Genomic DNA, 12,851 nt, shown 5'->3' on the forward strand with positions numbered 1-12,851 from the left:
AGAGACCCCGCGAGGTGCTTCCGTCCAGCCCGGCCGTCAGGAGTTGCCCGCGATGATCACCTCGGGGATGCCGGTGCCGAGCGGGACCGGGGTACAGACCGGGGCGGGTGCCCGGACGGGGTCGAGGATGCGCTGCAGCAGCTGCTGCACGAAGGGGTCGTAGACCAGGTGGAAGTGGCCGGTCATGTCGTCGGCGCACAGGTCCTGCAGGACGAGGTTCTCCGCGCCCGCACCGCGCAGCGCGATGTTGGAGAACGGCTGGATCATCTCGTCGACCCGGCTGCCGACGGTGACGTAACGGACACCGGGCACGGTGTCACCGCCCGCGTTGAGCTCCACCATCAGCGGTTCCCCCTGCGCCTGCTGGACGGCCGCCGTGGAGGTGACTCTCGCGAACACGTCCATCATTCCCGGAACGGCCTGACCCACCGGCACCAGTCCGTACATGACACCGCCGTAGCTGGGCGAGGCCAGGCCGACCCAGGTCCCGACCTTCGGCGCACCACCGAGCTTGTTGACATAGAACCGGCTGACATTTGCCCCCTGCGAGAAGCCGACCAGATCGACCTTGGCCGCCTTGGTCGCGACGAGCACATCGTCGACGAACTGGGCGAGCTGAGCGAAACTGATCCGCATGTCCTCGGTGCCGTAGGTGTCGGCGCCCGGCGCCCCGCCGTAGTTCAGCGCGAAGACGCAGTAGCCGGCCGCTACCAGTTGCGGCCCGATTCCCGCCCAGTCGGAGTAGGCGCTCGAGTCGGTGCCGTGCACCAACACGATCGGCCGCGGGTGCTCGGCGCTCGGCGTACACCCGAAGTTGTTGAGGCCCACCGGAACCGAGTTCGGATGGGCATTGATGTAATGGGCGGCATCCAGGTGATCGGACTGCGCCGGACCCGCCTGCATCGGAATGACAGCGGGCCGATAGCCCGCCGGTTCAGCGGCGGCGATCGGCGCGAAAGACACACCGATCACCGCCGTGCAGGCGAGTGCCGCGACCGATACCGCGCCGCGCAATCGTGATGTTCCCCAACCCCACAACGTTCCCAGTTGTTCCATGACCCAAACATTTACTCCATGGGTCCGACAACCGCACGTCGGGAAGGCGGTTCACGACGCCCTCACTTCTCGGGGGTTGCGTCGCCCTCGGAGGTGACATCGTCCTCGGCGAGGATTCGATACAGCGCCCTGCGGGTCTCGGCGAGCACCTCGGCCGCCTTCGCCGCCTGCTGCGCGGTGCCGACCTGGGCCACCTGACCGACCGCGCCCATCACCTGTCCGACCAGCCCGCGCAGGTCCAGCGCCTGGGCGCCGACGTCCTGCTTGACCTCGGCCCACGGGTCGCCGAGATCCTCACGATGGGTCTCGACATAGGCCTTGCCCTCGTCGGTGAGCTGGGCGGTCTTGCGACCGGCCACCTTCTCGATGAGCACCAGACCCTCGTCCTCGAGCTGGGCCAATGCGGGGTAGATGGACCCCGGGCTCGGACGCCAGATGTCGTCGCTGCGGTCGCGGATCTGCTGGATCAGTTCGTAGCCGTGCATGGGGCGCTCGACGAGCAGTAGCAGCACCGCGGCCCGCACGTCACCGCGCCTGCCACGACCACCGCGGCCGCGTCCGCGACCGAAACCGGGACCGAATCCCGGTCCGAAACCTGGGCCGAAGCCCGGTCCGAACTCGGGGCCGTGCCCGTGTCGACCGCCGTGGCGGAACTGCTGACGGTCGGGACCGAATTCCCGGGGGCCCGGTCCGCGACCGCGCCGGAAGTGTCCGAATTCTCGTTGCTCTTGGTTATGCATGACAGCCTCCTGTGGCCTCTCGTTGTTCTTGACACTATCGACGATATATCGGCAATGCATCGAATGCAAGGAGTAATCCGAATTCCTGCCGGACCCGCCCCTGCCCCTTCGGCTCGCCGAACTGGTCGCCTCGCTGTCACTGGCCACCGACCTCGGGCTCGGCCAGCCGCAGGAACACGTCCTGCGCCAGACCGTTCTCGCCGTCCGGCTCGCGGACGATGGCGCGATCACCGACATCGACCTGTTGTGCCCAGGCTGGCAGCCAGTCGAGTGAGCCGAGGCGACACGATGCCCGACGCGCCGACTCCTTTCGCGTTTCACCCCGGCGGAACACACCGCACCCTAGGCTTGAACTGGACAAGCGTTCAGTCGAAGTTCACCGGAGGGTCGGCGTGACGGGTACCGATGTTTATGACGTTGTCGTGGTGGGGGCCGGACTGGCCGGGCTGGCCGCCGCGCGAGAACTCACCGCCAAGGGCCGTCGCGTCCTGGTTCTCGAGGCACGCGACCGGGTCGGTGGCCGCACACTCAACGAATCCATCGGCGACGGCAATGTCGTGGAGGTCGGCGGCCAGTGGGTAGGCCCGACACAGGATCGCGTGCTCGCCCTGATCGACGAACTGGGCCTGAGCAGGCACGCCACCTACAACGAGGGCCTGGCCCAGATCGAATTCGGCGGCCGCACCAAGCGCTACCGCGGCGCGATCCCCCCGCTGCGCCCGATGGCGCTGGCCGATGTCGCCCAAGCTCAGGTGCGCCTCGACCGGATGGCCCGGACGGTGCCGCTCGACGCGCCATGGACCGCCCGGCGCGCATCCGTATGGGACGCACAGACTTTCGACAGCTGGCTGCGCCGCAATGTCCGCACGAAGGGCGCGCGTGAGGTATGCACGCTGGTCTGCCAGGCGGTATTCGCGGCCGAACCCGCCGATATCTCACTGCTGCACTTTCTGTTCTACCTACACTCCGGTGGCGGCATCGACCGGCTGATCTCCACCGTCGACGGCGCCCAGCAGTGGCGCATCGTCGGCGGCTCGCAGCGCATCGCGCAGCGGATGGCCGAAGATCTCGGCGACGCGGTCGAACTGTCCGCACCGGTGCGGCGCATCGAGACCACCGACTACGACGTCACCGTCGTCGCCGACGGTCGCACGGTCCGCGCGAGCGCGGTGATCGTGGCCATCCCGCCGACCCTGACCAGCCGCATCGCCTACGACCCACCATTGCCGGGACACCGAGACCAGTTGGTACAGCGCTACATTCAGGGCTCGGTCGTGAAATGTATGGCCGTGTACGCCGAGCCGTTCTGGCGCCGCGACGGGCTCAACGGCCAAGCGACCAGCGACGTCGGCCCGGTGAAACTCTGTTACGACAACTCACCACCCGACGCCAGCAAAGGTGTGCTGCTCGGCTTCCTCGAGGCTGGCCATGCCCGCCGCCTCGGGCAGCTGCCCGCCGCCGACCGTAAAGCTGAGGTGCTCGCGTGTTTCGCGCGCCACTTCGGGCCCGCGGCCGCCGAACCCGAACAGTTCGTCGAGAAGGACTGGAGCCAGGAAGAGTGGTCGAGGGGCTGCTACGGCGGTTACCTGCCACCCGGCGCCTGGACCGCCTATCACGACACCGTGCGCGTCCCGATCGGCCGAATCCATTGGGCGGGAGCGGAATCCGCGACCGTATGGAACGGCTACATGGACGGCGCGCTCACCTCGGGCGAACGCGCCGCCACCGAAGTCCACACCCTGCTCGACGCCGGGGCACGCCTCATTCCCGGGTGAGGATCTCCCAGATCCATTCCGCGACAACCGGCGCCGGCGTGTCGGGCAATCGCTCGAGCCAGTGCGTGAGCACCGCGAGCATCGCGCCCGCCAGCGCCGCCGCGTCCACCTCGATCGGCACGCCCGAGACCACCGGCGCGTGCTCACCGAGCAACCGGATGCCCTCGGCGAGGATGGTCGCGATCCGCCGGGTCAGCCGGGCGTGCACCGCCGCCGAGCCGTGCGCGCCCAGCACATTCCGGTAGAGCTGGGCATGATCGGCGATGTGCTGGACGTAGCCGATCAGGAATTGCGGCGGCTGGTCGGGTAGACCGTCGTCGAAGCCGCCCTCGCGCAGCGAGATGCCCGCGTCGAGCGCGTGCCGTTCGATCGCGTCGGCGAGCAGCGTCTCCTTGTCGGTGTAGTGGTCGTAGAAGGTGCTGCGGCTCACGCCCGCACGACCGGTGATGTCGGAAATGGCGATGCCGTCGACCGGGCCTTCGAGTCCGAGCTCGAGGATCGCGTCCTGGAGTAGACCGCGGCTGCGCAACACCCGCGGATCGTCGGAGGTCGGCTTGCGCCCGGCCGGCTGCGTTCGAATCACATCTCCACCTTCACATCCACGGGTCGTTGTGTCGCGCGACACGTTGACGTCCGCCGGGCGACCGGGCTTATCCTACACATGTAGGTAATCAGCCAGTTGTAGGTTAAATACCCTGGAGGGGTAACCATGGCGCGGGCTCTCTATCGCCTCGGCGATCTCTGTTTTCGCAATCCGTGGTGGGTGGTCGCCGTTTGGTCACTCATCGCCACTGCCGTCGCACTCGTCGGAATCACCTTGGGCGCCAGGGTTTCCGATCGGTTCGACATTCCCGGCACCGAATCCGACCGCGCCCAGATCGTGCTGAAGGACAGCTTCGGCAAGGGCGCACCGACTACGCAGGGCGAAGCGCCCGCCCGGCTCGTCGTGCGGGCACCCGACGGCAAACCGCTGCCGCTGACCCAGATCGATGCCGAACTGGCGACGCTGAGCGGCACACCCGGCATCGATGGCGTCACCCCGGCCGTGTTCGCGGTGTCCGAGAAGGGCGACGTCACCTTCGTCGACATCACCTTCGCCACCCCGGTGAACCCGACCGCGAAGCAGTCCGTGGAAACGGTCCACAACCGGTTGAGCGCGCAGGGACTGCGGCCGATGCTCACCGGCGGCCCGTTCTACACCGAGGCCTCGTTCGTCGGGCCGTCCGAGGCGGTCGGTGTGGCGATCGCGATGGCCGTTCTGGTCATCACCTTCGGTTCACTCCTCGCCGCGGGGTTGCCGTTGCTGCTCGCGCTGGTCGGAGTCGGTATCGGCACCGGTGGCGTGGTCGCGGCCTCCACGCTGTTCGACGCGTCGTCGGCCACGTTGGCACTGTCGCTGATGCTCGGTTTGGCGGTCGGTATCGACTACACGCTGTTCATCGTGTCGCGACACCGTCAGCAGCTGGCCGAGGCGATGCCGGTGCGTGAATCGGCGGCGCGATCGATCGGAACGGCGGGCAGCGCGGTCGTTTTCGCCGGCGCCACCGTGCTGATCGCCCTGTGCGGCTTGGCGATCGCGCGGATCCCGTTCCTCACCGGGATGGGTCTGGCGGCGGCAGCGAGCGTCGGCGTCGTTGTGCTGCTGGCGATTACGCTGCTGCCCGCGATTCTCGGCTTCGCCGGCGAGCGATTGATTCCGCGTGGGCGGGGCCTGGCCTCGATCGTGGCGGCACAGCGGCCCAACCGCTGGGGCGACACGGTGACCAAGCGGCCGATCCTCACCCTGCTGGCGGGCATCGGCGTGCTCGCCGTCATCGCACTGCCCGCGCTCGGACTGCGTCTCGGCTTGCCCAACGCGGGCCAGGAGCCGACCGATACCGTCGCGCGACAGTCCTACGATCTGCTCGCCAAGGCCTACACACCCGGCCTGAACGGGCCGCTCGTGGCGGTGGTGCAGGGCGAACCGGGCCGGATACAGGCACAGACCAAGGCCGCGATCGAGCAGATCACCGCGCTGCCCGGCGTCGCGATGACGCTGCCGCCGGAGGTCAACGCCGCCGCGGACACCGCCCAGTTCGTGGTCGTCCCGACCACCGAGCCCAGCTCGGAAGACACTGCCACGCTGGTGAAGTCGATCCGGCGCGGCGGGGCGATTCCATTCCATTCCATTCCATTCCATTCCATTCCATTCCATTCCATTCCATTCCATTCCATTCCATTCCATTCCATTCCATTCCATTCCATTCCATTCCATTCCATTCCATTCCATTCCATTCCATTCCATTCCATTCCATTCCATTCCATTCCATTCCATTCCATTCCATTCCGACCTGCGGGCCGAGCACGGTGCGACCCTGCACCTGACGGGCGAGACGGTGATCGCGATCGACGTGGCGCGCAAGCTCTCCGCCGCGTTGGCACCGTTCCTGATCGTCGTCGTCGGCCTGGCCCTGACACTACTGATGCTGGCATTCCGTTCACTGCTGGTTCCGCTCACCGCGGCACTGGGCTTCCTGCTCTCCCTGGCCGCGGCGCTCGGCGCGACCACGGCGGTCTATCAGTGGGGATGGCTGGGTTCGGTCCTCAATGTGCACCATCCGGCACCGATTCTGGCGTTCCTGCCGATCCTGCTGATCGGTGTGCTGTTCGGGCTGGCGATGGACTATCAGGTGTTCCTGGTGTCGCGGATGCGCGAGGCCTACGTCACCGGAGACAGTTCCGCGCTCACCGCGGTGCGCACCGGTTACGCCCACAGCGTGCGGGTGGTCGCGGCGGCGGCGGTGATCATGATCGCGGTTTTCGCCGGATTCCTGTTCAGCCACAACACCATGATCGGCCCGATCGGGTTCGCGATGGGCGTGGGCGTGCTGTTCGACGCGCTGATCGTGCGGATGACCCTGATCCCCGCCGTGATGGCGCTGCTCGGCCGCTGGGCGTGGTGGTTGCCGGGCCCGCTGGAGCGGTTGCTGCCGCACGTCGACATCGAGGGTGAGTCACTGCCGAAGGTGACCGGCAGCCGACCGGAGCGTGAAGTCGTCACGGCCTGAGCGGATTTCACCCGCGTCGACGACGCCCGGCGAGTTTCGCGCCGGGCGCCGTTGACGTGGGCTTTCACGGCTTCCGAGGCGGAAAATCACACGGTCGCCGATCGCACCGGGAAATGGCCCGATCGCCTCCCCGAGTTCATCTGGACGTCACCGGAAATCGAAATCCATTGGGCTACTTTGGATTTCGCGGAGGTCACAACGACGTAACACATCCGCTTCTCGGGTCCACCGAACTACTACCGGGTGCACGACGAATTCGTTCGTTCCCCGCCCCGGAGTGGAGGGAACATGAGCATCAACCGTGAGTCCACTTTCCTGATCACCGGCGCGTCCGGCGTCATCGGCGGCGCACTGGTCGAACTACTGCCCGACCATCGCATCTACGCCGTCGGCCACAGCAAGACCGGGGCCGCGCGTCCCGGTGTCACCTGGCTCAGCGGCGACATCCGACAGCCCGACCTCGGTCTCGGCGACGACTACCAGCGCATCGCCGACGAGGTCGACCGGGTCATCCACGTGGCGGCCATGGTCGACTTCAATCGGGACGAAGAGACCATCCGCTCGATCAACGTGAACGGCACGCGCAATGTGCTGCGGTTCTGCGAGGTCGCCGGCGCCGATCTGGTGCACACCAGTTCGTCGTTCGTCGCCCGCGCCGAGTCGGCGCTGGTCGTCACGGGCACCGGGTGTGCCGACGGTCGCGACATGTACCTGCGCTCCAAGATCGACGGCGAAGCGGCGGTGCGCGAGTCGGGCGTGCCCTACGTGATCGCTCGTCCGTCGTTGCTCATGGGCGATTCGGCGACCGGGCAGATCATCCGCCACCAGGGCCTGCACACCTTCCTCGGCGCCTACGTCAAGGGCGCACTGCCGTTCGTGCCGTTCAGCGACACCGCCCAGGTCGACTTCCTCGCCCAGGATGTCGTCGCGTCGGCGCTGGCCCGCCTCGCCACGGCCGACACCGACGGCTCGGAGTACTGGCTCACCGCCGGTGACCACGCCATCGAGACCGGCGCGATCGTCGAGCTGTGCCGTGAGCTCTACGGCGCCGAGGGCACCGAGCTCGACAGCCCGCGCTACTTCCAGATCGAGGCGGTGCAGCGATTGATCCTGCCGATGCTCGGCGATGTGCTCGACGCCAAGGCACGCAAGAAGTTCGACAATCTGCTCGCCATGGCGTCGCTGTTCACCGACGCGCCGTTCGAATCCAGTCTCGGCACCGGTCCGTTCGTCGGTATCCAGCCGAGTCTGGACACCGCGCGCGATCTGCTGACCCGCACCGTGCGCGCGTACTGGCTACCCGAGACGGTCGCGGCATGAGCGGTCAGCGCCCGGAGGCGGCCGCCTGTGTAACCACGGAGGGAGCCCGAGCATGCCGAATGGAGACAGCATGACCATCGAACGCGCCGAGATCGTCGAGCTCTATCGGGCACATCTGGGTCGTGGGCGCGCGGCCCTGGCCGAATTCGTGAGCGCACCGGTCGAAGTGGCCTCGCACGGCGCGATCGTCGAGACCGCCGACGGCCGTTCCTTCATCGACTGCGGCGGGTATGCGGTGTTCCTGCTCGGGCACTGCCCCGAGCCGGTGGTGGCCGCGGTGGTCGAACAGGTACGCACCCACCCCCTGGCGACCCGGCTGCTCTTGGAGCCCAAGGTCGCCGAGGCCGCTCGGGCGCTGGTGTCGATCGCGCCGGAGGGGCTCGAGTCCGTCGCGTTCCTCAATTCCGGCGCCGAGGCCACCGAGCTCGGGCTCAAGATCGCCCGCGCACATGGCAAGGACCGGCTGATCACCATGCTCGGCGGGTACCACGGCAAGACCACCGGCGCACTGGCGGTGACGCCGAAACCGGAGTACCAGCGCCGTTTTCAGCCGTTGCTGTCCGCCACCGCGATTCCCTACGACGACATCTCGGCACTCGAGGCCGAGCTCGTCGCGGCCGAGGGACGCGGGGCGGTCATCCTGGAACCGATCCAGGGTGAGGGCGGCGTCGTCATCCCGCAGCCGGGTTATCTCGCCGCCGTGCAGCGGTTGTGCCGGGCCAACGACGCGTTCCTGATCGTGGACGAGATCCAGACCGGCCTCGGCCGCACCGGCACGATGTGGGCGCACCAGCCCGAGATCGATTGCCCTGACGTGCTTTTGGTGGGCAAGGCGCTGTCCGGTGGCGTGGTTCCGGTCTCGGCGGTGCTCGCCACCGCCACGGCGTTTCGGCCCTTCGCCGATGACCCGACACTGCACTCGTCGACCTTCGGCGGGTCACCCCTGGCAGCGGCGGCCGTGATCGCCACGGTCGGTGCGCTCGTCGCCGGTGACACCGCCGCACGCGCGGCGGAACTGGGTGAGCGGATGCTCGCCACGGTCGGTGACCTGTGCGCGCAGTACGTGGGCCGCACCGTCCGCGAGGTACGCGGTCGCGGCCTGCTCATCGGCATCGAGTTCACCCGGCCCGATCTGGCCGCCGAGCTGGTCACCGATCTGCTCGCACACGGGGTGATCGTCAATCACTCGCTCGGTGCGAGTGCGGTCGTGCGGCTCACCCCGCCCGCCGTGCTCACCGACGACCAGGAGCGCACCGTCCTGGTCGCCCTCGACAACGCACTCACCGCACTACTCGCACACGTCTGATCACAGGAGTTCTGCCATGCCTACTGTTTCGCTCAGCCGACGCATCGAGAACATCGACGCCGACACGGTTTTCGCTCAGCTCAAGGATCTCGACAGCTACCCCCACATCGCCGACGGTGTGCAGCAGGTCGAGGTGAACTGGGATGCCGACGGTGGCGCCGCCACCAGCGAGTGGGAGGTCCGTTTCCGTGACGGCTCGCTGCGCTGGACCGAACGCGACCTGTTCGACACCGCCGCCCGCACCTACTCGTTCGTCCAGGTCGCCGGCGATCTGGTCGCGTTCGAGGGCCGCTGGGAGGTGGCCGCCGACGGCGCCGACGCCGTGGTGAGCTTCGACGCCGATTTCGATCTCGGCATGCCGAGCCTGGCCGCCATGCTCGACCCGATCGCCACCCGCGCCCTGCACGACAACATCGACGAGCTGATGACCGCCATCAGCGCGTCGGTAGCCGTCGGATCCTGATCCAAGCCATCTGACCAGGCGTTCTGCCGAGCCCAACGACGTGCCCGGCAGAACGCGCCCCTATTTCCGGGCCAGCTCGTCGATCCATCGCTCCAGCCGCGCCCCCTCGGTGACCATCAGCTCCGGGTCACGGAAGGTGTTGGTGAGCAAGGAGATTCCCTGATAGGCGGCGACGAACGCGATCGCGAGCTCGTCGGCATCGGCGCGGCCCAGCTCGGCGAACTGCTCGCGCGCCCACTCCACGAGTAGCCCGATCACCCGCGCCGGTTCCCCACCGAAGGCATCCTCGCGCTTGTCCAGTTCGGCGGCGAGTGAACCGGTCGGGCAACCGAATCGTGCCGCCATCTCCCGTTGCTCGACCCAGCTGCGCACCATCGCCTTCAATTTCTCGGCAGGGCCGGGCAGCTCCGCGAGCTCGGCGACAGCTCCCACCAGCACCTGTCCGTGCAGCTCGATGACCGCGGCGATGAACTGGTCTTTGGTTTTGAAGTAGTAGTAGACATTGCCGACCGGCACGTCGGCCTCGCGCGCGATATCCGCGATCGTCGTCTTCTCGATGCCCTGCTGGTAGAACACGCGCATCGCCGCTTGGACCAGGCGTTGCTGCTTCCCGATCGGGGGTCTGACCTGCGCGTCCGATTCAGTCATACAACTAACTATAGAGTGAGCAGGTCAGGCGCCGTCGCCCGAGGAACTCGCCCCGTCTCCCTGACGACCGTCACGGCCGCGCAGCCACCCCGGACGCCCACTGGGCACAACGCGATCGGGCGATGTAGGCCTAGGCGCGGATCACCCGATATCGACCGGGTCTATCTGCACCCGCAGCGGCGCATCGGACCGGTGCGTGCTGCGCACCGCCTGCGCCGCGGTCAACGCGCGGGCGAGCGGAGCGCCATCGGACCGGGCCACGCGCAACAGCATTCGTTCGACTTCGGCCGGAGAGTCGCTGCCCGAGAAGGGTTTACGCGCGGTCGGTGGTAGCGGGACGGGACCGAGGATCTCGGTGCCGTCGGGAAGTTCCGCGGCGTCGAGTAGTTCGGCGATCGAATCGGTCGTCCCGTCCACGGCCGCCAGCCGAATCGCCGGCGGAAACCCGACTTCGGCCCTGGCGTCGAGTTCGGCGGCGGCGTGGTTGACCGGGTCCCAGCGCACCAGCGCCTGCACGGTCGGCAGGGAGGGCTCGGCCATGACGATCACCTGGCCGCGCGGGCGGACCAAGGCGGCGGCACCCATCCAGCGGCGCAGGGTGTCCTCGCTCGCGCGCAGGTCGGCGCGGCCGAGTAGGGCCCATCCGTCGAGCAACAGCGCCACCCCGTAGCCACCGGGAACGAGCGGCTCGGCGCCGACCGTCGCGACGACCACCTGGGCGCCGGGTTCGACGGTGTCGAGTACCTCCCCGCCTCCCGAGGCCCGGATCGGAACCCCCGAGAACGCACGCCCGAGTTCCTCCGCGGTCCGGGCCGCCCCGATCACGGTCGCCCGCAGCGCTCGCGCCCCACACGCCTGACAGCGAAACGCGGCCTCGGTGATCCCACACCACTTGCACTGCGGACTCGCCGCTTCCCCATTCGTGGAGTGCGGCAACGCCAACGGGCCGTTGCAGTGCCGACACCGCGCGGGTGTCCGGCACTTCGCGCAGGCAAGCGACGGAACGTACCCCCGCCGCGGCACCTGCACCAGCACCGCCACGTTCTCCTTGATCGCCGACCGTGCCGCGGCGAACGCCACACCGGGCATCCGCACCGACCGCGCCAACGCATCCCGCTCCAGCGCGAAATCGCTGTCGCCGGGCGCGCTGATCCTGGGCGTCACCTCACGCAACACGTGACGTTCCGCGAGAAGGTCACGTGCCCAACCGGATTCGACGACCGCCTGAATCTCGGCCGTCCGCGCGAACCCGGCGGCGACGAACGCGGCTCCTGTCTCGTGCGCCCGCAACATCGCCACCTCACGAGCATGCGGATAGGGCGAGCGCGGCTCGGCGTAGGTGTCGTCGCCGTCGTCCCACATCGCGATCAACCCGAGATCCCGTGCGGGCGCGAACACCGCCGCCCGAGTCCCCACCACGATCCGCGCCTGCCCCCGTAGCACCGCCAGCCACCGCCGATACCGCGCCGCGGGCCCCAATCCGGCCGACAACCCGACGGCCCGATCCCCCACCAGCGCAACACATTCGGCGAGCAATCGATCGAGATCCCGCTGATCCGGCACCATCAACACCGCACTGCGCCCGGCGGCCACCACCGTCGCCGCCAACTCCGCCAACCGCGCCGCCCAGTCCTCCCCCGGCAACGCCTGCCACGCCGCTCGCGCACCCCTACCTTGCGCCACTGCGCTGACAAAGCCCATGCCGTGCGCATACCGACCCCACGCCGACGCGTCGACCTCAGGAGACGGCGAATCCGACCCACCTGCTGCCACTGCGCCGACCACCGTGGTCGAATCGCCGACGTTGTCCGAACCCACCGAGGCCGAGCCGTCCGCACCGGTGGAGCTGTTCACACCGGTAGACGCACCCTCACCGTTCAAGCCGACCGCTGCGGTCGAGCCAGCCGCTGCGGTCGAGCCGGCTGCTGCGGTCGAGCCAGCTGCTGCGGTCGAGCGCGAAAGATGCTCGACATCAACCGCTCCCGGCGCCGCGATGCCCGCGCCTTGCTCATCGGCGGCGGGTGACTCCGCCTGCTCGGACGTCGAATCATCGGCGGTAACGACAACGTCGGACGCCGAACGCGCCGACTTCTTCACGACATCGGCCTTCTTCGTGCCGCCGGTTTCGGTGCGGGCGTGACGCGGGGGAATCGCCAGGCGAAGGACATCGGCGCGCGTCCCCGCATAGCGGGCGGCGACAGCAGTGGCCAGTCGCAGAATATCCGGGGTGAGGACGCGTTCCGCGGAGACGACGCGTTCGAGCGACATCATCTTGCCGGTGTGGTCGCTGTGTGGGAGCCGCTCCAGCAGGTAACCGTCGACGAGGCGACCGGCGAACCGCACGCGCACCCGCACGCCCGGTTGCGCGATCTCGTCCAGTTCGGCGGGGACGAGGTAGTCGAAGTCGCGGTCGAGGTGGGCAGGCGAAAGCAGCGGGAGCACCCTCGCGATGGGGTGTCCCGCTGCTGTCGATGAATCGTCCGCTGTCACGCGGTC

12 protein-coding genes and 1 pseudogene are annotated in these 12,851 nt (G+C 68.2%); 6 read left to right on the forward strand and 7 right to left on the reverse strand.

The genetic code is table 11. The annotated features are described in order from the left end of the window. Positions 1-36: 36 nt before the first annotated feature. From ACQHI0_RS16395 to ACQHI0_RS16405, 3 genes are all read right to left on the reverse strand, one after another. Positions 37-1,056 carry an esterase/lipase family protein gene (locus ACQHI0_RS16395; RefSeq protein WP_427908796.1) on the reverse strand — a complete coding sequence of 340 codons (1,020 nt, stop codon included), beginning with the start codon at positions 1,054-1,056 and terminating at the stop codon, positions 37-39. A 62-nt stretch (positions 1,057-1,118) separates the two neighbouring features. Continuing rightward, positions 1,119-1,796, reverse strand: coding sequence for a PadR family transcriptional regulator (locus tag ACQHI0_RS16400; RefSeq protein ID WP_427908797.1), 678 nt, complete (start codon positions 1,794-1,796; stop codon positions 1,119-1,121). Between the two features lie 136 nt (positions 1,797-1,932). Beyond that, complete coding sequence (locus ACQHI0_RS16405; RefSeq protein ID WP_427908798.1) at positions 1,933-2,130, reverse strand: hypothetical protein; 198 nt, start codon at positions 2,128-2,130, stop codon at positions 1,933-1,935. Between the two features lie 58 nt (positions 2,131-2,188). Here ACQHI0_RS16405 and ACQHI0_RS16410 point away from each other — a divergent pair, with 58 nt between their 5' ends. Continuing rightward, entirely contained in the window at positions 2,189-3,571 is a 1,383-nt protein-coding gene (locus tag ACQHI0_RS16410; RefSeq protein ID WP_427908799.1) for a flavin monoamine oxidase family protein, read from the forward strand. On the opposite strand, the gene ACQHI0_RS16415 is transcribed toward ACQHI0_RS16410, so the two are convergent. Then, positions 3,558-4,154, reverse strand: coding sequence for a TetR/AcrR family transcriptional regulator (locus ACQHI0_RS16415; protein ID WP_427908800.1), 597 nt, complete (start codon positions 4,152-4,154; stop codon positions 3,558-3,560). The two genes, ACQHI0_RS16410 and ACQHI0_RS16415, sit on opposite strands and share 14 nt — an antisense overlap. Before the next feature lie 126 nt (positions 4,155-4,280). Here ACQHI0_RS16415 and ACQHI0_RS16420 point away from each other — a divergent pair. Beyond that, positions 4,281-5,288: pseudogene (locus tag ACQHI0_RS16420) on the forward strand (MMPL family transporter); the annotation flags it as partial. Between the two features lie 197 nt (positions 5,289-5,485). On the opposite strand, the gene ACQHI0_RS16425 reads toward ACQHI0_RS16420, so the two are convergent. Continuing rightward, positions 5,486-5,875 carry a hypothetical protein gene (locus tag ACQHI0_RS16425; RefSeq protein ID WP_427909402.1) on the reverse strand — a complete coding sequence of 130 codons (390 nt, stop codon included), beginning with the start codon at positions 5,873-5,875 and terminating at the stop codon, positions 5,486-5,488. 26 nt (positions 5,876-5,901) lie between these two features. On the opposite strand from ACQHI0_RS16425, the gene ACQHI0_RS16430 reads away from it, so the two are divergent. The 4 genes from ACQHI0_RS16430 to ACQHI0_RS16445 all read left to right on the forward strand — a co-directional run bounded on the left by ACQHI0_RS16430 (position 5,902) and on the right by ACQHI0_RS16445 (position 9,707). Further along, the gene (locus ACQHI0_RS16430) at positions 5,902-6,618 is read left to right on the forward strand and encodes an MMPL family transporter (protein WP_427909185.1); all 717 of its coding nucleotides are present in this window, start codon (positions 5,902-5,904) and stop codon (positions 6,616-6,618) included. 288 nt (positions 6,619-6,906) lie between these two features. Then, complete coding sequence (locus ACQHI0_RS16435; protein WP_427908801.1) at positions 6,907-7,938, forward strand: SDR family oxidoreductase; 1,032 nt, start codon at positions 6,907-6,909, stop codon at positions 7,936-7,938. A 70-nt stretch (positions 7,939-8,008) separates the two neighbouring features. Further along, a complete protein-coding gene (locus ACQHI0_RS16440) occupies positions 8,009-9,244 on the forward strand; it encodes an aspartate aminotransferase family protein (protein ID WP_427908802.1) in 1,236 nt (411 codons plus the stop codon). 16 nt (positions 9,245-9,260) lie between these two features. Continuing rightward, positions 9,261-9,707 carry a type II toxin-antitoxin system RatA family toxin gene (locus tag ACQHI0_RS16445; protein WP_427908803.1) on the forward strand — a complete coding sequence of 149 codons (447 nt, stop codon included), beginning with the start codon at positions 9,261-9,263 and terminating at the stop codon, positions 9,705-9,707. Positions 9,708-9,767: 60 nt separating this feature from the next. Here the strand turns inward: ACQHI0_RS16445 and ACQHI0_RS16450 are convergent, their stop codons facing one another. Beyond that, positions 9,768-10,355 (reverse strand): TetR/AcrR family transcriptional regulator, encoded by a 588-nt coding sequence (locus ACQHI0_RS16450; protein WP_427908804.1) that lies wholly within the window; start codon positions 10,353-10,355, stop codon positions 9,768-9,770. A 141-nt stretch (positions 10,356-10,496) separates the two neighbouring features. Next, a complete protein-coding gene (locus ACQHI0_RS16455; RefSeq protein ID WP_427908805.1) occupies positions 10,497-12,845 on the reverse strand; it encodes a primosomal protein N' in 2,349 nt (782 codons plus the stop codon). Between the last annotated feature and the right edge of the window lie 6 nt (positions 12,846-12,851).

This window comes from Nocardia sp. FBN12, assembly GCF_050320175.1.
Lineage (GTDB): Bacteria > Actinomycetota > Actinomycetes > Mycobacteriales > Mycobacteriaceae > Nocardia.